Source organism: Vagococcus lutrae (assembly GCF_003987555.1).
Taxonomy (GTDB): Bacteria; Bacillota; Bacilli; order Lactobacillales; family Vagococcaceae; genus Vagococcus_A; species Vagococcus_A lutrae.
Genome location: NZ_NGJW01000015.1, coordinates 14638 through 40156, shown reverse-complemented (window position 1 = coordinate 40156; position 25519 = coordinate 14638). Strand labels below are relative to the sequence as shown.

24 protein-coding genes, 1 other RNA gene and 1 pseudogene are annotated in these 25519 nt (G+C 39.5%); 6 read left to right on the top strand and 20 right to left on the bottom strand.

Going from position 1 to position 25519, the window contains the following annotated elements:
• The 6 genes and pseudogenes from CBF33_RS09195 to CBF33_RS09170 all read right to left on the bottom strand — a co-directional run.
• Window positions 1-343, bottom strand: a pseudogene (locus CBF33_RS09195) (transposase family protein); the annotation flags it as partial.
• Between the two features lie 146 nt (window positions 344-489).
• Complete coding sequence (gene typA, locus CBF33_RS09190; RefSeq protein ID WP_170167787.1) at window positions 490-2334, bottom strand: translational GTPase TypA; 1845 nt, start codon at window positions 2332-2334, stop codon at window positions 490-492.
• A 109-nt stretch (window positions 2335-2443) separates the two neighbouring features.
• Window positions 2444-3205 carry an inositol monophosphatase family protein gene (locus tag CBF33_RS09185; RefSeq protein WP_126763647.1) on the bottom strand — a complete coding sequence of 254 codons (762 nt, stop codon included), beginning with the start codon at window positions 3203-3205 and terminating at the stop codon, window positions 2444-2446.
• Window positions 3202-3486 (bottom strand): UPF0223 family protein, encoded by a 285-nt coding sequence (locus CBF33_RS09180; protein WP_126763644.1) that lies wholly within the window; start codon window positions 3484-3486, stop codon window positions 3202-3204. The genes CBF33_RS09185 and CBF33_RS09180 overlap by 4 nt, the downstream gene beginning before the upstream one ends.
• Before the next feature lie 16 nt (window positions 3487-3502).
• Complete coding sequence (locus CBF33_RS09175) at window positions 3503-4951, bottom strand: sensor histidine kinase (protein WP_126763642.1); 1449 nt, start codon at window positions 4949-4951, stop codon at window positions 3503-3505.
• The gene (locus CBF33_RS09170; RefSeq protein ID WP_126763640.1) at window positions 4948-5673 is read right to left on the bottom strand and encodes a response regulator transcription factor; all 726 of its coding nucleotides are present in this window, start codon (window positions 5671-5673) and stop codon (window positions 4948-4950) included. The genes CBF33_RS09175 and CBF33_RS09170 overlap by 4 nt, the downstream gene beginning before the upstream one ends.
• 160 nt (window positions 5674-5833) lie before the next feature.
• Here CBF33_RS09170 and CBF33_RS09165 point away from each other — a divergent pair, with 160 nt between their 5' ends.
• Together CBF33_RS09165 and ssrA are read left to right on the top strand one after the other, a co-directional pair.
• On the top strand, window positions 5834-6607 hold the full coding sequence (locus CBF33_RS09165) for a Cof-type HAD-IIB family hydrolase (RefSeq protein ID WP_126763638.1): 774 nt from the start codon (window positions 5834-5836) through the stop codon (window positions 6605-6607).
• Between the two features lie 82 nt (window positions 6608-6689).
• Window positions 6690-7057: a transfer-messenger RNA gene (gene ssrA, locus CBF33_RS09160) on the top strand.
• A 36-nt stretch (window positions 7058-7093) separates the two neighbouring features.
• On the opposite strand, the gene CBF33_RS09155 is transcribed toward ssrA, so the two are convergent.
• The 5 genes from CBF33_RS09155 to CBF33_RS09135 all read right to left on the bottom strand — a co-directional run bounded on the left by CBF33_RS09155 (window position 7094) and on the right by CBF33_RS09135 (window position 10790).
• Window positions 7094-7987, bottom strand: a complete 894-nt coding sequence (locus CBF33_RS09155) for a diacylglycerol/lipid kinase family protein (protein ID WP_126763635.1) — start codon at window positions 7985-7987, stop codon at window positions 7094-7096.
• 115 nt (window positions 7988-8102) lie between these two features.
• The gene (locus CBF33_RS09150) at window positions 8103-8906 is read right to left on the bottom strand and encodes a pyruvate, water dikinase regulatory protein (protein ID WP_023606714.1); all 804 of its coding nucleotides are present in this window, start codon (window positions 8904-8906) and stop codon (window positions 8103-8105) included.
• Between the two features lie 14 nt (window positions 8907-8920).
• Window positions 8921-9559, bottom strand: coding sequence for a helix-turn-helix transcriptional regulator (locus tag CBF33_RS09145; protein ID WP_126763633.1), 639 nt, complete (start codon window positions 9557-9559; stop codon window positions 8921-8923).
• A 153-nt stretch (window positions 9560-9712) separates the two neighbouring features.
• Entirely contained in the window at window positions 9713-10408 is a 696-nt protein-coding gene (locus CBF33_RS09140) for an LrgB family protein (RefSeq protein WP_126763631.1), read from the bottom strand.
• On the bottom strand, window positions 10386-10790 hold the full coding sequence (locus CBF33_RS09135; RefSeq protein WP_126763629.1) for a CidA/LrgA family protein: 405 nt from the start codon (window positions 10788-10790) through the stop codon (window positions 10386-10388). Before CBF33_RS09135 ends, CBF33_RS09140 begins: the two co-directional genes overlap by 23 nt.
• Window positions 10791-10948: 158 nt before the next feature.
• Here CBF33_RS09135 and CBF33_RS09130 point away from each other — a divergent pair, with 158 nt between their 5' ends.
• The gene (locus tag CBF33_RS09130) at window positions 10949-11650 is read left to right on the top strand and encodes a beta/alpha barrel domain-containing protein (RefSeq protein WP_126763627.1); all 702 of its coding nucleotides are present in this window, start codon (window positions 10949-10951) and stop codon (window positions 11648-11650) included.
• Window positions 11651-11687: 37 nt separating this feature from the next.
• Here the strand turns inward: CBF33_RS09130 and CBF33_RS09125 are convergent, their stop codons facing one another.
• The 9 genes from CBF33_RS09125 to CBF33_RS09085 form a co-directional block, all read right to left on the bottom strand.
• Window positions 11688-12359 (bottom strand): HD domain-containing protein, encoded by a 672-nt coding sequence (locus tag CBF33_RS09125; RefSeq protein ID WP_126763625.1) that lies wholly within the window; start codon window positions 12357-12359, stop codon window positions 11688-11690.
• Between the two features lie 58 nt (window positions 12360-12417).
• On the bottom strand, window positions 12418-13923 hold the full coding sequence (locus CBF33_RS09120; RefSeq protein ID WP_126763623.1) for a DUF1846 domain-containing protein: 1506 nt from the start codon (window positions 13921-13923) through the stop codon (window positions 12418-12420).
• Window positions 13924-14026: 103 nt separating this feature from the next.
• Entirely contained in the window at window positions 14027-14833 is an 807-nt protein-coding gene (locus CBF33_RS09115) for a MurR/RpiR family transcriptional regulator (RefSeq protein WP_126763621.1), read from the bottom strand.
• Window positions 14834-14969: 136 nt separating this feature from the next.
• Window positions 14970-15398 carry a peptide-methionine (R)-S-oxide reductase MsrB gene (gene msrB / locus CBF33_RS09110; protein WP_126763619.1) on the bottom strand — a complete coding sequence of 143 codons (429 nt, stop codon included), beginning with the start codon at window positions 15396-15398 and terminating at the stop codon, window positions 14970-14972.
• Complete coding sequence (locus CBF33_RS09105) at window positions 15395-15967, bottom strand: Maf family protein (RefSeq protein ID WP_126763617.1); 573 nt, start codon at window positions 15965-15967, stop codon at window positions 15395-15397. The genes msrB and CBF33_RS09105 overlap by 4 nt, the downstream gene beginning before the upstream one ends.
• Before the next feature lie 16 nt (window positions 15968-15983).
• Complete coding sequence (mutL, locus tag CBF33_RS09100; RefSeq protein ID WP_126763615.1) at window positions 15984-17888, bottom strand: DNA mismatch repair endonuclease MutL; 1905 nt, start codon at window positions 17886-17888, stop codon at window positions 15984-15986.
• 20 nt (window positions 17889-17908) lie between these two features.
• Window positions 17909-20470, bottom strand: coding sequence for a DNA mismatch repair protein MutS (mutS, locus tag CBF33_RS09095; protein ID WP_126763651.1), 2562 nt, complete (start codon window positions 20468-20470; stop codon window positions 17909-17911).
• Window positions 20471-20505: 35 nt separating this feature from the next.
• Window positions 20506-20919, bottom strand: coding sequence for a YlbF family regulator (locus CBF33_RS09090; RefSeq protein ID WP_126763613.1), 414 nt, complete (start codon window positions 20917-20919; stop codon window positions 20506-20508).
• An 11-nt stretch (window positions 20920-20930) separates the two neighbouring features.
• Window positions 20931-21731: a TIGR00282 family metallophosphoesterase gene (locus CBF33_RS09085; RefSeq protein WP_126763610.1), complete on the bottom strand. Its 801-nt coding sequence runs from the start codon at window positions 21729-21731 to the stop codon at window positions 20931-20933.
• A 183-nt stretch (window positions 21732-21914) separates the two neighbouring features.
• Between CBF33_RS09085 and CBF33_RS09080 the strand changes: the two genes are divergently transcribed.
• From CBF33_RS09080 to CBF33_RS09070, 3 genes are read left to right on the top strand one after another with little or no spacing between them, the layout of a single operon-like run.
• Window positions 21915-22664, top strand: a complete 750-nt coding sequence (locus CBF33_RS09080; RefSeq protein WP_126763608.1) for a DeoR/GlpR family DNA-binding transcription regulator — start codon at window positions 21915-21917, stop codon at window positions 22662-22664.
• Complete coding sequence (pfkB, locus tag CBF33_RS09075) at window positions 22661-23599, top strand: 1-phosphofructokinase (protein ID WP_126763606.1); 939 nt, start codon at window positions 22661-22663, stop codon at window positions 23597-23599. Before CBF33_RS09080 ends, pfkB begins: the two co-directional genes overlap by 4 nt.
• Window positions 23589-25475, top strand: a complete 1887-nt coding sequence (locus CBF33_RS09070) for a PTS fructose transporter subunit IIABC (protein ID WP_126763604.1) — start codon at window positions 23589-23591, stop codon at window positions 25473-25475. Before pfkB ends, CBF33_RS09070 begins: the two co-directional genes overlap by 11 nt.
• Window positions 25476-25519 lie beyond the last annotated feature (44 nt).

Sequence of the window (25519 nt, the reverse complement as noted above, 5' to 3'; positions counted from 1 at the left end):
GTCTTGAAATAGAGTGTCCTTTCTCGACAAAATAAGGGGTAGCGGTCCAATGATGAGCACAATTTTTACAGGTATAGCGTTGTTTTGCGACGTTCATAATTAAAGGCAAATGATTAAATTGATCAAAACGCACGACCGCTTTTTTCTTATCATTTCTTACGACTACTTGCTTCCCACTTTCGTTATACACCGTTGAACCACAATGATGACAAGGTGTTAGAGGGGGTGAAAAAGTAGCGTTCACCACACATGTTTGTTGTCCTTTTACCATTTCGTAAGAAATGTCAGATGTGATTAAATTTGGCTCTATGATTCGTAGTAATTTTTTGATATCATTAGACATGAGCATATCGCCTCCCGTTTGTTTTTTTGTGGTAAATTAATCATATAGGAGAACGGTATGCTTTTTAATACCTAAAATTAAGAAAATTAAAAAAGGGCTGACGAATCATTTTTTCGATTCATCAGTCCTTTAAATTATAGAGCCAATTATTCTTGCTCTGCCCATTTTTTCTTTTTAGCAGCACGTTCACGCTCACCTTTATCAAGCATTTGCTTACGAAGGCGAACACTTTCTGGTGTTACTTCACAATATTCATCATCGTTTAAAAATTGTAATGATTCTTCTAAGCTTAAAATCTTAGGACGTTTAATAACACTAGTTTGGTCTTTGTTAGCAGAACGCACGTTGGTCATTTGTTTGGCACGGGTAATATTGACAGTTAAGTCATTTTCACGACTATTTTCACCAACAATCATCCCACCATAGACTTCTGTCCCTGGCTCAACGAAAACTGTCCCGCGTTCTTCCACACTCATAATACTATACGTTGTCGCTTTACCTGTATCCATTGAAACTAAAGCACCATTACGACGTCCACCTAAACTTGCTTGAATTTTAGGTAAGTATTGATCGAACACGTGGTTCATAATACCATAGCCGCGAGTTAATGACATAAACTCAGTAGAGTAACCAATTAATCCACGAGCAGGCGTTAAGAAAATTAAACGAACCTGACCATTTCCAGAATTAATCATATCAAGCATTTCACCTTTACGGTTACCCATAGATTCGATGATACCACCCATATATTCTTCAGGAGTATCAATTTGTACGCGTTCAAACGGTTCACATTTAACACCGTCTACGATTTTCTCAATAACTTTTGGACGTGAAACTTGCAATTCATAGCCTTCACGACGCATGTTTTCAATCAAAATAGATAAATGTAATTCCCCACGACCTGAAACAATCCAAGCATCTGGCGATTCAGTTGGATCAACACGTAAAGAAACATCTGTTTGAAGTTGGCTCATTAAACGCTCTTCAATTTTACGAGAGGTAACGTGCTTACCTTCACGACCAGCAAATGGTGAGTTATTCACTAAAAATGTCATTTGCAATGTTGGTTCATCAATAAAGAGTGTTGGCAAACCTTCTTGATGGTCAACAGGGGTCACTGTCTCACCGACGAAAATATCTTCCATACCCGAAACAGCAATCAAATCACCCGCGCGTGCTTCTTTAATCTCCACACGGTCTAAACCTAAGAAACCAAATAATTTTGTGACACGGAAGTTTTTCGCTGTTCCATCTAATTTCAGTAAAGACACTTGGTCTCCTACTTTGATAGTTCCACGGAAAACACGACCAATCCCAATACGTCCAACATAATCACTATAGTCTAATAGTGACACTTGGAATTGTAATGGTTCATCGCTATTATCTACTGGTGCTGGAATATGTTCAATAATTTGATCATAAATCGGCGCCATTGTTTTTTCTTGGTCAGCAGGATCATCTGATAAACTGGATGTCCCGTTTACAGCAGACGCATAAATCACTGGGAATTCCAACTGATCATCGTCGGCTCCTAATTCAATAAATAACTCTAATACTTCATCGATAACTTCTGCTGGACGAGCCGCAGGTTTATCAATTTTATTAACCACTACTATCGGTGTTAAACGTTGCTCTAGTGCTTTTTTCAAAACAAAACGCGTTTGTGGCATTGTTCCTTCATACGCATCGACGACTAAAACAACCCCATCTACCATTTTCATGATACGCTCTACTTCGCCACCAAAGTCCGCATGCCCTGGTGTATCCATAATATTTATACGTGTATCTTTATAACGAATAGCGGTATTCTTAGCTAAAATCGTAATACCACGTTCACGCTCGATATCGTTTGAATCCATCGCACGGTCTTCAATTTCAGTACGCTCATCTAAAGTATCTGATTGGGTTAATAACTCGTTTACTAACGTTGTTTTGCCGTGATCGACGTGGGCGATAATGGCAACGTTTCTAATATCTTCTCTTAATTTCACTTTTTTATCCTTACCTTCCTTGATGACACAGTGACTCATTTTAATCAACATGTCATTATAACAAATAAAACGGGACTTGCACAACTGAAAGTTTCATTTTTATTTTCAACTAGAGATATTTTTCTATTTCCTGATGGGTATTCTCAGCTGCGACGAGAACAGGGACACGCTCTTTAAATGTAAAAGGTTCTCCATTCAATGGCGTTGTTTTAATACCTAGACCTGCTGCGATGGCCATACCTGGCGCATAATCCCAAGGAGCAAGCATCGAAATATAAGCATTTTGTTTACCTAGAATTACTTCTTTAAAACCAATTCCAGCACACCCCGTCATGCGCACCGCCAATGCATCCATTGCTATTTCACGAACACGGTAGCGATTGTCAACAAACATATGCGTATTCACACTAATAATCCCATTAGCCAATGTATCTGGATTAACCTCTGTGATAGCTTTGTCATTAAAATATACACCCATGCTAGGTCCACCCCATAGCAACTCTCTTCTCGGCACGTCATAGATAAACCCAACAACTGGTTGTTGATTATCATAAAGTGCAAGCATCATACAATAATGGTCTTGTTGCTTAGCAAAATTTAACGTCCCATCTATCGGATCGATAATCCACACGCGCCCATCCATTGATGTCACAGGCTCAGCCATACCTTCTTCTCCTAAGATACCATCTTGAGGGTAATGCGTAGTAATTTTCTTAACAAAAAAAGCTTCTACTTCTTTGTCGACATTCGTTACGACGTCTGCTTGACTCGTCTTCTCTTCAACATGTAACGGCGTTTGCAAACGCTCGATAATCAGCTGTTCCGCTTCAGCTATCCATTGTTTCACATCGGCTATCACTTGTTTGGTCATACTTTTCTTCCTTTCATCTTAATCACAGGAGCGGTCGTTTTTTTCACTTCTTGCATGACACGATATAGTGAGTAACCCGACACTTCTTCAAATTCTCTCCCTAGCGTGCGTTCTTCTCCAATACTTTTGACCACTTCTTTAAACTTTTGATAACGTGTTAGTAACTGCTCACGTTCGATCCCTTCTTCATAAGCTTTTTCGACCGCTTCCCACATATTTACAACGGCGACCATTTCGGCTTGCGACCAATCTAAATCAAGGGGATAAGTATATCCTTCCACTTTTGTCCACTCCTCTTTATTCAGTTTCTTTCTCTTCTTTTAATTGTTTTGGAAATAAAAGCGTAAAGCACGTTCCTTCACCTTGCGTACTCGTCACGTCAATCGTTCCATGATGTAATTTCATTAATTGTTGGACGATTGAAAGTCCTAAACCAGACTCGCCATACTTAGTGTTTTTGCGAGAAGGGTCAACTTTATAGTATCGTTCCCAAATATTTGCCAACTCTTCTTCCGACATGCCAATACCCGTATCTGATATGGTAATTTTCGTCTGTTCATCGTCCTCTGATAGCACTACACTAATCACACCGTCTGTCGTAAATTGAATGGCATTTTGTAATAAATTCACCATAATTTGGACAAAGCGATCATAATCAGCATACACCTCTACCGACTCAGGCGATGTAAGTTGCAACTTATTTCCATTTTCTGACGCTTTATTTTCTAATTGTGTTAACACATTTCGAACAATTTCCGTCGCGTTCATCTTCTGAATGACCATGCTAATTTGATTCGTTCGTATTTTTTCATAGTCCAAATTCTCATTTACTAAACGAATCAACCGTTTCGTCTCTTTTCTCATGAGTTCAATCGACTTCGCTTCTTGATCTTTTGGAATAGCTTGATAGGCCATCCCTTCCAATAAGCCGTTAATCGTAGTAAGTGGCGTTCTCATCTCATGAGCCGCATCGGCCATAAACTGACGACGTCGTTCCTCTTGACGCTCTATTTCTTGATGTGACGCTTTTAATGTTGTGGCCATCTGATTAAAGTCCTCAGCTAGCTCATCCAGTTCATCCTGTCCTTTTACTTCCAGATAAACATCAAAGTTTCCTTCTGAAATCTGTTTTGTGGCTTTTTTCATTCGATTAATTCGATTTACTTGGAACTGTGCTAACACATAGCTAAAACCAAGCGCAATCACACTGGAAATTAAAAACCCTTTAAACAAGTTTTCGGTTAATAAATCCATGTTAGCTTCTAAATTGCTGACCGGCTGCATGACGGCCAGCGCACCTATAAATGTCGGTTTATCTTCCCATAAGAAAAAAGGTTGCAGCACGATGGCCATATTTCTCGTCTTAGAGCGATTGTAAGGGACTTCCATATCTGCCTTTACACGCTCGCCTTGTTTTAAACGTTGCCACTGCTCGTCTGTCATAAAACTATTACCAATCGTACCTTCTAGCCAATCAGGGTAGATAATCGTTTGGTCATCTGAAATATAAAATAACCGGACGCCTTGATTGTGTAAAACTACTTCGGTATTTTTAACATTCGCTAAAATCGTCGTCGGATCATCTTGACTGTTTTCTAACACGCTATCAGCGTACCCAAACATTTGCTCATACATACTGTCGAGAATCGTTTTTTTCGTAAATGAAGTAAATGACAAACCGACGACGACCATAATCAAAATGATAATCGCCCAAAAGGCTAACATTTGTTGATAGAGGTATTTCATTTGTCTAGTACTCCAGAGTCGTCAAACTTATAACCAACTCCCCAAACGGTTTGAATGACTTGCGGACCGACACGTTCCATTTTTTGACGTAATTTTTTAATGTGAGCGTCCACTGTCCGTTCATCTCCAAAATATTGATAATCCCAAACAAGTTCTAATAATTTTTCACGTGAAAAGACTTGGCGTGGTTTTTTCGCCAGTGTGTAAAGTAAATCAAATTCCTTCGGTGTCAACCCTTCGATTAGTTCGTCATCTAAATACGCTTCACGTGTCTTAGTATTCATTTTAAAGTGTTCTGTTTGAACATCAAAGCCTTCGTCCTCTTGCTCGCTTGCGCCAGCCTTATTCTCAATCAACTCTGAACGACGATGTAGAGCTTTCATTCTAGCAATTAAAGTAATCGGGCTAAACGGCTTAGTCACGTAATCATCCGCACCAAGTTCTAACCCTATCACTTGGTCACTTTCTGAATCACGCGCGGTTAACATGATAATTGGTACGGTTTGCGACACTTTTCGAATCTCTCGACAAACCGTTACCCCATCCATAGTCGGTAAATTTAAATCAAGCGTCACCATATCCCATTCATCTGGATTTGCAAGGAACGTATCGAGTCCTTCTTTCCCGTCATATTTAAACGTCGCTTCCCATTTTTCATTTAAAAAAAACATTTGCATCATTTCTGAAACAGATTCATTATCTTCAATCATTAGTATTTTCATTTTTTCACCTCTTTAGCAGATTCATTCTCTTTCATTATACTACAAATCACCTTTTCACTCTAACAACAGCTTAGTCCATCCTTTATTAGAAAGTAAACTAGAGTTTTGACTTAAACTTTGCTATGATGAAGAAGAGTTTTCTGAAAAGGAGTCATAAACGATGAAAAATATAAAAGGGTTTGCTTTTTTTGATTTAGATGGGACATTATTAAATCATCAATCTGAAGTCGATGAGCAGGTTGCTTCTGCTTTAGTTGCGTTAAAAAATAATGGCATTATCCCTGTTATTGCAACAGGCCGTACAAATACGGAAATCCAACATGTACTCGATGATACAGTCATCGAATCAAGCATTACAATGAACGGGCAATATGTTTTGTTCGAAGGAGAAGAAATTTACAGTGATTTAATTAGCTCCGATGTTGTCGATAAAATGTTACAAAAAACAGCTGAAAAAGGACATCAGCTTGGTTTGTATAACGAAAAAGGTATTACCATTTCTGAACAAACACCTGCCGTCAAAGTGGCTTATGAATACATCCATCAAGGTATGCCAGAAGAAAATGCTCAGCGTCATTTGGAAGAACCTATTAACATGATGTTAATTATTGGTAAAGACCAAGATGCGTTCTATCATAAACATTTTCCAGAACTTACTTTCTTCCGCAACGGTCCATACACTATAGATGTCATCAGTAAGGGCGGATCAAAAGGACGCGGTGTTGCTAAATTTGTCGAACACATCGGCTTAACAGATATTCCAACTTACGGCTTTGGCGATGGACCAAACGATATGGATTTACTAGCCGCTTGTGATTATAAAATTGCGATGGGAAATGCTATTCCATCTCTAAAAGAACAAGCAGATTTCGTGACAAAAGCCAATACTGATAACGGTATCGTCCATGCTTTAAAACACTTTAACTTAATCTAGTCCTTTAAGAAAGTATCATTCGATAACGAGTGATACTTTCCTTTATTCTTTAAAAATGCTATAATAGAATAGCTCTTAATAAGGGGGCGTTCTGGATTCGACAGGCATAGTTCGAGCTCGAATGGCGCTTTGTAGGTGACGACTACATAAAAACGTCACAGTTAAATATAACTGCAAAAAACGAAAACAATACTTTCGCTTTAGCTGCCTAAAAACAGCTTAGTGAAGATCCTACCGGCATCGCCCATGTGCTCGGACCAGGGTCTCAAACTTAGTGGGATACGCTTATTTTTTCCGTCTGTAAAAATAAGAAGAGATTATCAGACTAGCGATGTTAAACGCCCGTCATATGGCAGTTAACAAAGCGAATCTCTAGTAATATGTCTATGAGCGTAGATGTTTGAGTGGCGATATGTTTGGACAGGGGTTCGACTCCCCTCGCCTCCATAAAAAAAGCTAGTTTTGAGAATTCTCAAAACTAGCTTTTTATTTTTTGATTAATATTTGTAAACCTCTAGGTATGACTTCCATTTCCACTGGCAAATCCATACTCGGGTCCCCATCAATGCGTGTACCGACGTTAATCTCTTGAGCAGTAATACGAACACTACGCGCAGTTAAATACTCGATTTGTGGCAAGTCATAAAGACGACCTTGAAGAATTTTAGGAGAATAACGGATGAGCTCCCATATGTTTAACTTAGGCATAATCGTCATATGCAATATTCCGTCATCTGGCCGTGCTAAGCGGTCGTATCGAGTAAAACCTCCTACTGAATGGGTCATATTAATCGATAATAGCTGGCTCTTTCCATGCCATGTTGTTTCGTCGGTTACCACATTTAAATTATAACGTTTCCTTTTTCTAAGTAAATCAATAAAACGTTTCACAAATAAAAACGGGCCATACTTTTGCTTCTCTTTCTGTGTTATATCAGCTGCCGTGTCTGCTAATATGCCAATTGTCAGTGTGGAAATTAAGACTTCCCCATTGACAACACCATAGTCTACTGCTTGCGTCTCATCGCCAAGAATCACGCGTGACGCTTCTCCTATATCAAGCGGCAAGTCGAGTGAACGCATAAAATTATTGACTGTTCCACCAGGTAATAAGCCAATTTTATAATTAGCTAAGCAATCACGAAATGTCTGTACTACATGTCGAATCGTTCCATCTCCACCGACAATCACAAGCGTATCAATTTGATTAGCCTCTGCTTTTTCACGTAATGGCTCCTTATCTGTCTTCTCATCAAACGAGTGCAAGTAGACGTGATGACTCGCATTATCTCCCTTAACAATCTCTTTAAAGCGCTCGGCAATAGCTCGGCCACTATCTGTCCCAGAACCTGGATTATATAACACTAAAAAACGTCTCATTTCCCCACCTTCTCTCACCTTTTTATTTTACGCTATTTTTATGAAAAAGTATCTTTTGACGCTTATTAGCACATACAAAAAAAGGCTATTCCATAAGAATAACCTTTTACATATCTTATTTTTTAGCCACACATTCAATAATGGCTGCTGCTTCTTCGATTGACTTATCATCCACTTGAATCACATGAGCGCCTAATGCCTCAAACACCTCTTTAGAATATGCTACTTCTTCACGAATACGGTCTAAATCAGCATATTTCGAATCGCCATTCAAGCCTAATGACTGCAAACGTGATTGACGAATTTCTAAAATTCGTTCAGGCTCACCAATTAATCCGATGATTTTTTCTGAAGGAATTCGGTCTAGCTCTTTTGGTAGTGGTACTTCAGGAATCAGCGGTAAATTAGATACTTTGTAAGACTTATTCGCAAGATACATACTCAACGGCGTTTTTGATGTACGCGAGATACCTAACAAGACGAAATCAGAATCTTTAAAGCCACGTGGGTCTTTGCCGTCATCATATTTAATCGCAAACTCGATAGCTGCTACACGGTTAAAATATTCTTGGTCAAGTTTATGTAATGCACCCGGTTTTTCTTGAGGCGTTAAGCCCGTCTTTCCTTGAACAAGTTTCGTTAATGGTGTCATATAATCGACATAGTCTAAGCCTGTTTTACTTGAAAAGTCTGCTAACGATTGAACCAAGTCTTTATTGACAAGTGTGGCAACGACAATCGCTCGCTCGTTTAAAGCGTCACGTAAGATGACCTTTAAATCCTCTTCCGTCGTTATAAACGGATAACGCTTGATATTGGTTTCTTCTACATCTGGAAATTGTGCCATAACAGCTGAAATCACTTTTTGCGCTGTTTCTCCAACTGAATCTGATACGATAAAAATCGAAACTTCTTTCATTATTCTATACCTCTTTACTTTTCTTTATTTTTTTCCATTTCATAACCTGCTGTGACAAAATGGTTCAACAATTTACTTTTAGAGATTTTCCCAATGACTTTTAAACTCCCATTTTTTTCCATAACTGGCAATGAATCTACTTGTTGATGCATAATCAGATAGCCAGCATCAATAATCCGCTCTTCCGGAGTAATCGTAATGATATTTGGCATCCGTGACATAATCATAGCGACAGGTGTTTCATCTAAGTTTTGATTGTTGAGTGTCGCTCTCAGTAAATCTTTTCTCGAAACTAGCCCCACAAACTCACGTTGATCGTTGACAATATACAAGCTACCCGTATCATTTAAGAACAACTCCATGACAGCTTCTCTAATAGGGGCTGTTTGGTTGACAATAGTAGGTGGCACCATAATTTCACCGATTTTTAAATGGAATAACTCTTCATAAAGCAACGGTTCAATCGTCTGACCAGAGTAAATATATCCTACACGCGGACGTGCATCCAAAATGCCCGTCATGGTTAAAAGAGATAAATCACTCCTGAGTGTCGGCTTCGTCAAGCCTAATTGTTTGGCAATGTTGTCTCCACTTATCGGTTCACATTCTTTTACAATTTGGATGACTTTTTTTTGTCTTTCTGTAAGTTCCATGACATTACCTCATCTTATATTTGATTACTTTCATTATATAGTACGTCTTAATATAAAACAACACATCTTAATAAAAAATAAAAGACTCCCATTAACTGGAAGTCTTTTATGTTAAACAGATTATCATTTTTCGATTTTTTTGAGTATCTTCACTTAATTTAAGAAAAGCATAAACAACGGCGCTACGATAACCGTCACAATACCCGCAATCACAATGGCTAAACCAGACATTGCTCCTTGTACTTCTCCCATTTCCATCGCTTTGCCTGTTCCAATCGCGTGAGCAGTTGTTCCTAAGGCGAGCCCCTGTGCCACTTCATCATCTATTCGCCCTATTTTCATTAATGTTGGCCCTAACAACGGACCTAAATTCCCCGTCACAATTACGGCTAATACTGTAATAGCTGAAATACCTCCAATTTGTTTTGAAATATCTAAAGCTATCGCCGTCGTGACAGATTCTGGGATTAAAGACGCTATTAACGTCTTATCCAACTTAAACATCACAGCGAATAAAAATGTTAGTCCAATATTAAATACAGAACCAATAGTGATACCAATTAAAATCGACTTAAAGTGTTTTTTCAGCAAATGAATCGACCGATACAACGGAATAGCCAGTGCTACGGTAGCCGGACTAATCATCATGTCGATAAATTGTCCACCTTTAAAATAATGCTCATACGGAATCTTTGTTAGCCAAAGAATCAGCATAATCGCTACGATTGATAGTAGTAGTGGGCTAATCAACGGATGCGGATAGCGTCGTTCGATTTCTTTGAAAAATAAAAAAACCGCTATCGTTAAAATCAAACCGAATAATGGATTACTCGTCAATGTCAATAACATGTTGCTTATCCTCCTCCGTGATATTCACTGGTTTTTCTTCATAGCGAACTTTTATAAACTGAACCACACGACCTACGACGATAAAAGATAAGGCAAAAGTCACTACTGTAATCCCTAATAATTGCGGCCACGTTGTTTTAATTTTAGCTAAATGCAACATTAAGCTAACACCTGCCGGCAAGAAAAACAAGCTTAAATTTTCTAGTAAAAAATCGCCTACTGTTGCCACACTATCAAGCCGGACTTTTCCCGTCATGAGCGCCACAAATAGTCCTACCATACCAATAACCGACCCGGGGATAGGCAGTGAAAATAGCGTTTGTAAAACGACTCCCGCAAACGTAAAACTAATAATAATTAAAAACTGTCGAAATAATTTCATGAACCGTCTCTCCTTCTATTCCCTAGTAGTATAGCATTTTTCTAGTCATCTCGTTAGTTATTCTTGAAAATTTCTGAAAAAAATATACTTGTTATCGTTTTCTTTCCGATTGCTTATCGGTTATAATAAATAAAATAACATAGAAAGTAGTGAAAGCAATGACTCAACGAGAAGTTCCTGAAATCATGACCGATTTACGCCAAGATTTAATCCACGTTCCAACTGTTATTAGACAATGTACGGGAATACGTATTTTTGGCAAACGAATTAAATCGATTGTTTACTCAACTGATATCGCCATTATTCGAAATATTGACGCTGATGCGGTCATTGCCGTATATCCCTTCACTCCCCATCCAACTATTACCAAAAGCATTACCGAAGCAGCGGATATACCTGTTTTTTCAGGCGTTGGGGGCGGTACTACTCAAGGAAAACGCTCGGTTCAAATGAGTAGTTTTGCCGAATCTCAAGGTGCCATTGGCGTCGTAGTCAACTCTCCTACTCAACCTGAAACAATCGCTGATATTTTTGATACCGTTGATATTCCTATTGTAGCAACCGTCACCTCAATCTACTCTCAAATCGATGAAAAAATTGCAGCAGGAGCCAAAATTTTAAATATCAGTGCTGGGAAAGAAACAGCGAAAGTCGTACGCGCCATTCGTGAGATTTATCCTAAAATCCCAATTATCGCGACAGGCGGACCGACTGAAGAGAGCATTGCCGAAACAATTGCAGCCGGTGCCAACGCCATTACTTACACGCCACCAAGCAACGGTGAATTATTTAGCAAAAAAATGACGAAATATCGTGAAAAAGAGCGTGTCATGGCAGATGACGAACCACTCAATCACTAAAAAAACGTTTCTCTTCATTGAGAAACGTTTTTTATAACTATTTATCCTTCAAGGAAAAGTGCCATTCCTTATAAAAAGAGTTCAAAAACTCTTTCATTACTGCCACGCGTTCATGTGCTATTTTTTTTCCTTGTGTCGTACTCATTAAGTCTGGTAGTAAAAATAATTTTTCATAAAAATGATTCACTACCGTATTAGACAAGCGATAGTTATCGGCTGTCAATACTTCACGAGGAAAGACATCAGGATGGTATATTTGGTCCCCTTTAGCTCCACCATAGTAAAAAGCACGCGCAATCCCAATCGCACCTAGTGCATCTAAAAAGTCTGCATCTCGCACAATTTTGGCTTCAATTGAATCTTCTAGTACAGATGGATGAGCTAGCATTCGTTGATACGAAACCGTCTTGATAAGGGTTAGTAACGCTACTTGCTCTGACTCTGGCATGTGATGAGCGTTTAGTAACGCACGTAATTGTCGCTCACGCTCATCAACGTCACGTACGAGTTTGCTATCAAATGTTTCATGAAGCCACGCCCCTAGTTTCACACGCGTCATATTAACGACTGCCGTTGTTTCAAATGAAGCTAAATGTTGTGCTAGCGCCACCACACGCTTAATATGATCCAACCCATGCCCAGTAGCATCGTCTTCCAACTGCTTCACGACAAACTGTTGAACAGCTTCATACACGTCTATTTTATCCACTACTGCACTCTCCTTTGCAAAAAAGCACGACGTCATTCGTCGTGCTTTTGGTTTAATCTTAAATATAATATAAGTTTTTAGAAGGGAAATACGGGTCACTCGTAAATTCAATGCCTAAATTACGTAACACTTGTTCCTCATCTTTATTTAACATCACTGTTGCGTGTCCTTGAACCCCTTTTAAATTCCCTAATTGCTCGTAAGCTAATTGTGCCGTTGGATTCGTGACAGCACTAATCGATAACGCGATTAAAATTTCATTGGCATTTAAGGCTGTCATACGTCCACCTAGTTCATTAGCTTTTAAATTACGAATTGGTTCTAAAATAACAGGTGACAACAACAAGATTTCGTCTGCAATGTTAGCGAGTTCTTTTATTGCATTTAACAACGCTGCCGAACCCGCATCCATTAAGCTAGAAGCACGCCCCGTAATCATCCGACCGTCGTTCAATTCAAGCGCCATAACAGCTGGCACTTCTTCCTCTTGACTGGCTTTTAGTTTCGCAGCATAGTCACGTGCTGGGACAACTGCCGGTCGGTCTTCTTGACGTAAGTCCATTTCTTCCATAATTAATTTCATGCGGTTTAATGTATCTAAATCCGTTAACCCTTTTTTATAATCACACGCCGTTGAGAAATAGCGACGAATAATTTCTTGTTTCGATGCTTCTTGAACGACTTCATCATCGGTAATTCCAAAGCCAACACGGTTGACACCCATATCGGTCGGAGAATGAAAGTCTGATTCACGTCCTGTAATTCGCTCGATTGTTCGTTTAATAATTGGAAACGTTTCTAAATCACGATTATAATTAACCGCTATTTCTCCATAAGTATCAAAATGGAAGGAATCAATCATATTCACATCTTTTAAATCAACCGTTGCTGCTTCATAGGCAATATTCAAAGGATGACGTAGAGGAACATTCCAAACAGGAAATGTTTCAAACTTAGAATAACCGGCAATGCGACCATGACGGCTTTCATGGTACAACTGATTTAGACAGGTTGCTAATTTCCCACTGCCTGCTCCAGGACCTGTCACAACGACGATAGGCTTCGTTGTTGGAATAAATGTATTTTTACCAAAACCATCTTCGCTGACAATCTTATCAACATCCACTGGATAGCCTTCTATTTCCGTATGCGTATGAACGGTAATTCCTCTTTGGCGCAACTTGTTCATAAAAATTTTCGTCGATGGCTGACCATTGTAACGAGTGATGACCACACTGTTCACCGCTAATTCATATTCAGATAGATCGTCAATCAAACGTAAAATATCCATATCATAAGTAATACCATAATCGCCACGAATTTTATTTCGCTCGATATCACCAGCATAGACACAAATGATAATTTCTGTTTGCTCTTTCAAACGGTGAAGTAACTTGATTTTGGCATCTTCATCGAAACCAGGTAAGACACGTTTTGCATGCATGTCACCTATCAGTTTCCCACCAAATTCTAGATACAATTTGTCATAATGATTCACGCGTTCCAAAATATATTTCGATTGTTCCTCGATATATTTCGCTGGATCAAACCCTACTTTTTTCATCTTGACCATCCATCTCCTTGCCTATTTTTTTAACACTCTATCTATTATAAGTTTTTTTGATAATTGTACAAGAAATATTGTACGAATTTTTCTTTTTATTGAGTTAGTGACTACTCTTAGTTCGACTAAAAACTTGAACTGTTCGATCCATATTTTGTTGTAAAATAGGTTGTTCAAGGAGCTGTGTGGATAAGACGTCAATCATATACATCATACCAAACTGACTGTTGATAAAACGCCGGTTATCGATAAACGAACTACTATAAGCTGTTAGCCCTTCATCACTAATTTCAGCCAACGTGCTTTTTGAAAAACAGGTCAAACTCATCGTTCTAGCGCCTGCTTCTTTAGCAGTTTTCATCGACTCAATCACTTCAACCGTTTCACCAGAAGCAGAGATGCCAATAACTAAATCATCTGCCGTTACAATGCTACTACTAATTAACATAAAATGAGAATCGGTCACCGCAGAAGCGTTTAATCCCATTCGCAATAAACGCTGACAAAACTCCTCAGCTGTTAAAGCAGAACTACCTATCCCTAGCACTAATAAACGATTAGCTTTCATAATACGATGAACAGCTCGCTCCAACATCTCTCTCGTATTCATCTCACGAGTGTAATGAATCGCTTTTTGATAGTAGTCAAACACTGCATCCGTTCGGTCTACTACTTTTTGTTCTGGTGTTTGCACGGCATTTAATGCTAGTTTCAATTCAACAAAATTTTCCATCCCTAACTTCTTCACTAAGCGAGTAATCGTCGCTGGCGATGTCTCAGTCCTTTTCGCCAATTCTTTAATACTCGTATTTTTTATTTTATCGGGGTGTTGCAATAAATAACTTGCCACAGCTTTTTCTTTGATAGAAAGTGCTGAATAGGTTTCTTGAAGCTTTCCAATAATCTCCAACCCTGTCTCTTCCTTTCACATGCTATTTCTATCTTCTATCATAACGTATTTATTTCCTGCGTTCTATCTCTTTTCATCCTCAAAATTGAAAAAAGACTAAGAAACATCGTTCTCAGTCTTTTTCATTGCTATCATCTTATTTAAACAAAGAAAGATACGCGCGATACCCTTCCGCTTCCATGTCTTCAATCGGGACAAAACGTAACGCTGCTCCATTTATACAGTAGCGCAAGCCGCCTTTATCTTGAGGTCCATCTGGAAAGACGTGTCCTAAGTGTGAATCTGCCTCAATACTTCTGACTTCCGTGCGCTCACGTGCTAACGTCGTGTCAGATTTTTCAGTTAACTTAGCAATTGGTTTAGTAAACGAAGGCCAGCCACACCCTGCATCATATTTATCAAGCGAGCAAAACAATGGCTCACCGCTCACGATGTCAACATAAATACCCGGTTTATCAAATTTATCATACTCACTACTAAAAGGATGTTCTGTTCCATTTTCTTGTGTCACTTGATACTGTAAGGGAGTTAATTTTTGACGAAGTTCTTCTTGTTTTCTTTTCATAGCGATTCTCCTTGTATAAAACTCATTAAGTGACGTTGTAAATGCGCAACTGGCAATCCTACAATACTATAATAGTCCCCTTTTATTTCAGAAACAAACAAGCTACCTTTCCCTTGGATGCCATAAGCGCCTGCTTTATCCATAGGTTCATCTGTATGTATATAGCGCCATATTTCTTCTGATGTTAAAGGGAAAAAAGTAACTTCTGCTTTCGATATAAAGGATTTTTTCTTTTGTGAAGACACAATCGAAACAGCCGTTAGGACGTGATGCGTTTTCCCTGATAATAACGACAATACGCGATAAGCTTCATCTTTATCTACCGGCTTGCCTAAAATTTCATTTTTGTAACTAACAATCGTATCGCATCCAATAACCACTGATTCTGGATGATTTTGATAGACATTTTCTGCTTTAGTTTCTGCCATACGCACGACATAATCTTCGACCGATTCATTTTCATAAACACACTCGTCAATTGAAGCCGACACAATTTCAAAATCGGACGTAATATAACGCATTAACTCATGTCTTCTTGGAGACTGAGAGGCTAAAATTAAGGACTGCATAGCTTTTTCACTCCTCTTAATGGGAATCTTGAATCCGTTTAAACATCCGCTCCATTTCATGCGGCGTAAAGTGAACGAGCACTGGACGTCCATGAGGGCAGTTAAATGGATTTTGACACATTTTTAAATCTAAAAGCAACTGTCGTGCTTGTGCATCGGACAAATGATGATTCGCTTTAATCGATTTTTTACAACTCATCATAATGGCTTGCTCTTCGCGAAACTTAGCGATACTAATGTTGCCATGCTTTAACAAATAATCTAACATGTCTCGAATGACCGCTTCTTCCTGTCCTTCTGGAAACCAAGTGGGATGTTCACGAATAATCACACTATTATTCCCAAACGGTTCTAAATATAAACCGACCGCTTCAAGCAATGGTTTTTTCTCTTGAAACGTCACCAAATCTTGATACGGATATTCCAAAACTAAAGGCAATAGCAGATGTTGACGATCCTCGCCCACTTCTCCGATTTTGTCCCGATAATACTCATATTTAATACGCTCTTGTGCAGCATGCTGATCAATAATATAAAGACCTTGCTCACTTTGAGCAAATAAGTAAGTGCCGTGCATTTGACCAAAGTATTCTAATTCTGGAAATGTCTGTTTCGCTTTCTCCGGTTCAATGTCAACTAAGGATTCTGTTTCTTGTTTTCCAAAAGGATGTCGTAATTTCTCACTCTCAACATCACTTAATTCATTAATGTATTCGTGAGGATTGATATGTGCTTGTTCTTTATCATCTTTAACCGCCACTGTCGGTTCATTCACAAAAAATTGATGCCGAACCGGATCAAATTTTAAGGTCGTTTCCTTCGCTTTGGGTTCATCTTTTTTCTCAGGCATTGTATTAGGTACAGATGAAACAGGGTGTCTTGATGAGACAACTTGTTTTTTCTCTTGCATAGTAGCACCTGGTACTGATGGAATCAATACTTCCTCGCTTAACGCTTGATGAATCGCCGTCTCAATCAATGTTTCCAACTCTTTTTCTTTACTTAGACGGACTTCTTGTTTAGTAGGATGTACGTTAACATCGACAAGGAGTGGATCCATCTCTATTTTTAGCACGGCAATAGGGAAACGGCCAATCATTAACTTCGAGCGATACCCATTTGTAATCGCCTTATTCAAGGCAAAGTTTTTGATATAGCGACCATTGATTAACACAGTCATATACTTACGACTGGCACGCGTCAATTCAGGTAACGAAATATAACCACTTAATTGAAAGTCTAAATCCTCTGCTTCAACGTGTATCATTTTTTTGGCCGTACTGACACCATAAATACCAGCAATCGCTTGTTTTAAATCGCCATTACCACTCGTTCTAAACAATGCATTTCCATCATGAACCAGTCGGAACGCAATTTCTGGATGACTCATCGCCATGCGTTGCACGATATCCACAACATTGGCTAGCTCGGTTTGTAATGTTTTAACATATTTTAACCGTGCGGGTGTATTAAAAAACAAGTCCGCTACGACAATTTTCGTCCCTTGACGAAGAGAATGCGGTCTATGTTCGACCACTTCGCCACCTTTTAATGCCACATACGAGCCTTCTTTACCTGTCGACGTTTCCACTGTTACTTTGGATACCGAGGCGATACTCGGTAACGCCTCACCTCGAAATCCTAACGTTTGAATACGGAATAAATCTTGCTGGGTTTGAATTTTACTGGTGGCATGTCGTTTAAAAGCATCAATCACATCTTCATCGTAGATACCTAGTCCGTTATCAATCACTGTGATTTTTTTTAACCCCGCCTCTTCTAACAAAATATCAATTTGCGTACTTTGGGCGTCAACGGCGTTTTCAACTAACTCTTTCACGACGGAGGCAGGTCGTTCAACGACTTCTCCGGCGGCGATTTGATTCGCTAGTACTTCAGAAAGTTCACGGATTTGTTTCATTTACGAGTGCCTCCTTCTTTTTACCCCTTTAATTTTTCTTGCCACTGACTTAAGACATTCATCGCTTCGAGTGGCGTCATAGTTAATAAATTAAGTTGCTTGACTTCTTCTAATACTGCTTGTTCATCTTGGTCTACACTTGGAAACAGACTGAGCTGTTCTTGTGCTTTCTTTTCAGTTCTCTCGTTCTCTTGAACGTCGGTATCACTTACTAAAGGTGCGGATAAACTCTCTAACTCAGTTAAGCGCTCAGTTGCTCGCGCTAGAAGTTTAGATGGCATCCCAGCTAACTTAGCTACATGTATACCGTAACTTTTATCCGCTGGTCCCGGTAACATTTTATGGAGAAACACAACATCTCCGTCTTTTTCAACAGCTCCCACATGATAATTGACCACTTTTGATAAATTCTCTTCCAAAACAGTCAGTTCATGATAATGCGTTGAAAACAGTGTTTTACAATGAACTTCTTGATGAATATATTCGATAATAGCCTGTGCTAACGCCATACCGTCATACGTCGCCGTTCCACGACCCAGTTCATCAAATAAAATTAAACTTTGAGGCGTCGCGTGTTGCAAGGCTTCATTCGCTTCCATCATTTCAACCATAAAGGTACTTTGTCCGGCTATTAAATCATCCGACGCCCCGATACGCGTAAAGATTTGGTCGAATATAGGCAAGACCGCATGCGTTGCCGGGACAAAACAGCCCATCTGAGCCATGACAACCGTTAAAGCAAGTTGACGCATATAAGTACTCTTACCTGACATATTAGGCCCCGTAATAAGTAGTATCTCTGTATCTTCAGACATTTCAATATCGTTTGGAACATATGATTGATGCCCCATCACTTTTTCAACCACAGGATGTCGGCCATCTTGAATACATAAGTTTTGTCCATTTTGTACCATTTCTGGTCGAACATATTGATACGCTTCACTGACTGTCGCAAACCCCTGTAGAACGTCAACAGCAGCGACAGCACGTGCTAAACGTTGTAAACGACTAATTTCATGTTTGACTGCTTCACGCACTTCTAAGAACAGCTCATACTCTAGTTGTTGTGACTTTTCTTCTGCTTCTAAAATTAATGATTCTTTTTCTTTTAACTCTGGGGTAATAAAACGCTCAGCGTTCGCTAACGTCTGCTTTCTTTCATAACGACTTTCAGGTAAGTTCGCTAATTGTCCTTTACTGACCTCTATATAGTAGCCAAACACTCTATTAAACCCTATTTTTAAAGTCTTAATACCTGTTTCTAACTTTTCGCGCGCTTCTAACTCCGCCAACCATTTTTTTCCGTTACGCATCGCATCTCGGTATTGGTCGAGTTGCTCGTGATAACCGTCTTTGATTACCTTGCCTTCTGTAATCGAAAGAGGTGCTTCTTCATCTATCGCACGGTCAATCAAAGCGACCACGTCTGGTGCAGGATCCATTTCCTCTAGTACGTCATCCCACTCCCCTTGATTAATTCCCGTCAAAACATGACGGATGTCTGGTATCTGTTGCAAAGAGTGTTTCAACTGTAATAAATCGCGACCGTTCACTGTTCCAAAGGCGACCTTACCTGCTAGGCGCTCCAAGTCGTACACATTTTTAAGTAGTTCTTGCAAGCTTAGCCGTTCAAAAAAACTATCAACCAAAACTTGCACACGTTGTTGACGACGTTCAATTGCATGACTTTGAATAAGCGGTCGGTCGAGCCATTGCTTTAGAAGACGCCCTCCCATAGCTGTTTGCGTTTCATCTAATAACCAAAGCAGCGTACCGTGTTTTTTTCCCGTCCGAATTGACTGTGTAAGCTCTAAATTATATTTTGAATAGTGATCTAATTTTAAATAATGAGCTGGTTCATACGTTTCTGCTGGCTGCAAGTGACTCAGATGTCTTTTTTGTGTTACCGACAAATAGCTAATTAACGTGTCGAGAACTTTTTTCATACTTGGCATGTCAAACTGTGAATCATCTACTGCATGATTTGTCGAAACATCCGACGCATCGTGCTCAGAAAACAAAATATTAAAACGCAATGCCAGTTGTTCTCTTAATGAGTCAGGAATAGTTGTCCCTAAAACTATTTCTTTCGTTTTTAAGTTAGCACATTCATTAATAACGCTCATCTCATCTACTAAATGTGTGACTTTCAATTCACCCGTACTTAAATCGACATAGGCAAAACCGATGTCACTCTCGTTTTCATAGTAAAGTGCTGTTAAGTAGTTATTTCCTTTGGCTTCAATCGTTTTTCCTTCCATTACCGTTCCCGGTGTGATTAAACGGACAACTTCTCGCTTGACCATCCCTTTGGTCGTCTTAGGATCTTCTACTTGTTCACAGATAGCAACTTTATAGCCTAACTCCACTAAAGTTTCGATGTATCCTTCTGCAGAATGATAAGGAATACCCGCCATGGGAATCGGATCTTCTGCTTTACGATTGCGGCTTGTTAACGTTAATTCTAACAATTGCGCCGCTCGCTCAGCATCTTCATAGAACATTTCATAAAAGTCGCCTAAACGATAAAATAAAAAAGCATCCGGATATTGCGCTTTTATTCCCAAATATTGTTCCATCATAGGGGTTAATTTTTTAGATTGAGACACTTTCTACGTCACTCCTCATCAAACGGTTCTTCTTGTTGAAACGTTTCTAAAAATTTATGTTCTAATTCGTCGTTCACAGTTGTCTCGATACGCTGTGTTATATATTGGACGAGTTCATTTGCCTCGATAAGACGATGACGGTAACTGACCACTAGTGGATGATTTTCTAGCTCCGCTTGTAAACGATCAGCTTCCTTTAATGCTTTTTGAGCAGCTACTGGTTTATCATAATGCTCAAATTGCACGACATTTTTTTGCTCAGCTTTAATACGTTCAATCAGCTCCTGTAGCGCAGGATGATCTTTTGCTTGTGCTTCAATCAACTGATAGTTTTGAATCACATCGTACGCTTGCAACTGATGCAATAATGTTGTCAACGCTCCTTGAATGTCATCGTCTTGAATATGTCTTTCTTCTGTCATATTATCACCTTCTAATCACGCCAAGGATGATCAGCATTTATTAAGCCCGGTGTAATCGATTTAGCTTGTCCCGTCTGGTCATCCAATTCAATCACACAATAAGAGACAAGGCCGCGACCTTCTTCAACGACTTCAAATCGATGGGGTAACGCCGTTTGAAATTTCCCTATCACAGCTTCTCGCTGCATCCCAAGAATTCCATCATACGGACCTGTCATCCCAACGTCCGTTAAATAAGCCGTTCCTCCCGGCAAAATACGTGCATCACTTGTTTGAACATGCGTGTGTGTCCCAACAACTGCTGAGACTTGGCCATCTAAATACCAACCCATCGCTTGCTTTTCACTGGTCGTTTCTGCATGAAAATCTACAAAAATTAACGGCGTACGCTGTTTCGCTTCAGCAACTAATTCGCTTATCTTTTCAAATGGATCATCAATCGCCGTCATAAATGTGCGTCCTTGAAGATTAATCACCGCCAACTCCACTTGATTGACTTTCACATAGACAATCCCTTGACCCGGCGTAGAGGCCACTGGAAAGTTTGCCGGTCGAACCATTTTCGGTGCAGTATCGATAAAATTAAAGATATCCCGATTATCCCAAGCGTGATTACCAAGAGTGACGACATCTGCCCCGTCTTGTAATAATTTTTTATAGATTTTTTCAGTAATACCTCGACCTGCCGCAGCATTTTCGCCATTAACAATGGTCACTTGAGGACGATACCGTTGCTTTAATCGCGGCAAATATTCTGCCACCATTTTTCGACCTAAACTTCCCACGACATCCCCTACAAATAATATTCGCATTCATGCATCCTCTTCTCTTTTTCATTACCTTATATTTTAACAATAAATAAGTAGAATTGAAAGCTAGCGACTTTTTTCTTTATTGAAACCAGTCGGCTTTGGTTGTTTTTGGCTGATTTTGGATGTTTTTGATTGAAAGCGTTTTGCTTTTATGCTAAACTAAATATAAAGTGAGGGATGATTATGTTAACAGAAGAACGTAAAGCATACATTCTTAAAGAATTAGCACAGCGACACACCATCAAGACATCCGATTTAGTGTTAGAAACCCAGACGTCAGAATCCACCATTCGTCGTGATTTAAAAGAACTTGAACAAGATGGTCAGTTAAAACGAGTTCACGGCGGTGCAAGTACGTTATTTCATTTAAATACTGAACTTAGCATGAGTGAAAAAGCTGACTTATATCTAGTGGAGAAAAAAGCGATTGCTCGTTCAGCAGCACAGCTCATTGAACCAAATGATGTTATTTATTTAGATGCAGGTTCTACTACTTATGAAATGTTACCTTTTATATTACGAACGGATATTCGCATTGTCACAAATTCGATTGTACATGCTCATTATCTAGCGCAACATCAGATTCCTGCCATTATGATTGGCGGACGGTTAAAGTTATCTACGCAAGCTATTATTGGGAGCGAAAGTGTTAAACAACTCGGCCAGTATCATTTTAGTAAAGCTTTTATGGGAATGAATGGCGTTCATCATCAATATGGCTTTACAACGCCTGATGAAGAGGAAGCCACCGTCAAAGCAACTGCCATGCGTCAATCTTCGCAGTGCTTTGTCTTAGCTGACCATTCTAAATTTGAAGCGTTAAGCTTTTCGAAAGTGGCAAATTTAGAAGAAGCTAAAATTATTACAGACGTTTTACCTGAAAAGTGGCACACGCTCTATCAAGACACAACAGTTACGGAGGTCACACTATGATATACACATTAACTTTAAATCCATCCATTGATTTTAACTTTTTTTTAGATGAATTTCATGAAGGATCTTTAAACCGCTATGATGACTCTTACTACTTCCCTGGCGGTAAAGGTATTAATGTTTCTCGTGTTTTACATCAATTAAATGTTCCAGCCACTGCCTTAGGTTTTTTAGGTGATTTCACGGGAGCTTTTATCGAAAGCGCCTTAACAGATGAAGGAATTTCTCATCAATTTACACCGATAGACGCCACCACGCGTATTAATCTCAAGATGAAATCACATGTGGAAACCGAAATAAATGGAAAAGGTCCACTTATTTCTACCAAAGAGCAAAAGGCGCTCTTAGCACAACTAGCAGATTTAACCGAAGACGACACGGTCGTTTTATCAGGAAGCTTACCAAATAGCTTACCAGCTGATTTTTATGACACTATTATCCAACAAATTACTAAACAAGGTGCTCGCTTTTTACTAGACGTAACAGGTGAACCACTGCAAGAAGCACTACCTTATCAGCCTTTTTTAATTAAGCCTAATCATCATGAACTTGCTGATTTATATCAAACGACATTCACGTCTGTAGCAGAAATGATACCTTACGGACAAGACTTACAGGCAAAAGGCGCCCAACATGTCATTATTTCTTTAGGTGGAGATGGCTCATTATTTTTCACGGAAAACAAGGTATATCAAGCCTTACCTATTAAAGGCGAATTGATTAATTCTGTCGGAGCTGGGGACTCCATGGTGGCAGGCTTTTTAGCGGGTGTGACATTAGGCTATTCTCCGCTTGAAAGTTTCAAATTGGCGGTAGCAAGTGGAACGGCTACGGCATTTGCAGCCGACTTAGCAACTAAAACAGAAATAGAAGCAATGCTCAAACAAGTTAAAATAAACAGCTTAACAAGAAAGGAAGAATCTGATGAAAATTAGCGACTTATTAAAACAAGAAATTATGTTACTCGATTTAAAGGCTCGATCTAAAGAAGCCGCCATCGATGAAATGATTAGTAGCCTTGTCACACATGGCTATGTCACAGACCATGAACAGTTTAAAGAGGCCATTTTAAAACGTGAAGCACAAACGTCAACTGGATTAGGGGATGGTATCGCCATGCCTCACGCAAAAAATGAAACAGTGACCGAACCGGTTGTTTTGTTTGCTCGATCATTGAATGGACTAGATTATGAAGCACTGGATCAACAGCCAACGGACTTGTTTTTCATGATTGCCGTACCAGCTAATGACCAAAACGATACACATCTCCAAACGTTAGCAGCGATTTCACGTCAATTGCTAGACGCGGACAAATTAGCGGCACTTCGTTCTGCTAAAACACCACAAGAAATCACCGCGGTACTGACACAAGAAGAAACAAAAGAAACAGCACCTAAAGTAACAGCTGCAGAAACACAACCGTTGATTGTTGCAGTTACTGCTTGCCCAACAGGTATCGCTCATACCTTTATGGCAGAAGAAGCTCTTATTAAAAAAGCAAAAGAAATGAATGTTAGAATTCGTGTTGAAACAAACGGCTCTGACGGAGTCCAACATCGTCTGACTGATTCAGAAATCGCTGAAGCGAAAGGCGTTATCGTCGCAGCAGATACAAATGTTGAAATGGCACGTTTTGACGGCAAACCTTTACTAAGTCGTCCGGTAGGCGACGGTATTCGCCAACCAGAAGCACTCATTAATCAAATTTTAGATGAACAAGCCCCGACTTATCATGCTAAAGATAAGAAAAATACAGGGGACGAAAACCGTTCAAGCAATACTTCTGTTGGCTCACAAATTTATAAACATTTAATGAATGGTGTTAGTAACATGTTACCGTTTGTTATTGGCGGAGGAATTGCGATTGCCTTAGCCTTTATGGTTGACCAATTTATGGGAGTCCCACAAAGCGAACTTAGTCAACTAGGTAGCTACAACGCCTTTGCAGGTTACTTAAATACAATCGGTGGCGCTGCATTTAGCTTTATGTTACCTATCCTTGCAGGTTATATCGCCTTTAGTATTGCTGACCGTCCTGGTTTAGTTGCCGGGTTTGTTGCGGGGAGTTTAGCCGCGTCTGGTGGGGCTGGATTCTTAGGCGCCTTAATCGGTGGTTTCCTAGCAGGTTATGTCATGGTCTTCTTGAAAAAAGCGCTCGCTAATTTACCTAAATCACTCGAAGGAATTCGCACGATTCTTTTCTATCCAGTGCTAGGTGTTTTAATCACAGGGGGATTAATGTTACTTATTAACATCCCAATGCAAGCCATTAACAACGGTCTAAATAATTTCTTAAATGGTCTTTCTGGAGCAAACGCTGCCTTACTCGGTGCGTTACTGGCTGGAATGATGGCGATCGACTTAGGAGGACCTGTTAACAAAGCCGCCTACGTCTTCGGTACAGGGACACTTGCAGCTTCGGTTGCCACAGGTGGGAGTAGTGTGATGGCTGCTGTCATGGCTGGCGGAATGGTGCCACCCCTTGCTATTTTCTTAGCTACAACCCTTTTCAAAAATAAATTTGACAAGCAACAACAAAATGCTGGTTTAACTAACTTAATTATGGGGGCATCATTTATCACAGAAGGAGCCATTCCTTTTGCTGCAGCAGACCCATTACGTATTATTCCAGGATTTGTAGCAGGTTCCGCTGTCACAGGTGCACTTGTTAGCGGTATGGGAATCAAATTAATGGCGCCACACGGTGGGATATTCGTTATCTTTTTAATTAGCCACCCATTGCTTTATATCGCCTTTATTCTTTTAGGCGCATTGATTAGTGCCTTGATTATCGGCTTTATGAAAAAATAAATCTAAATGAAAAAGCTTCTCGTGATTATACGAGAAGCTCTTTT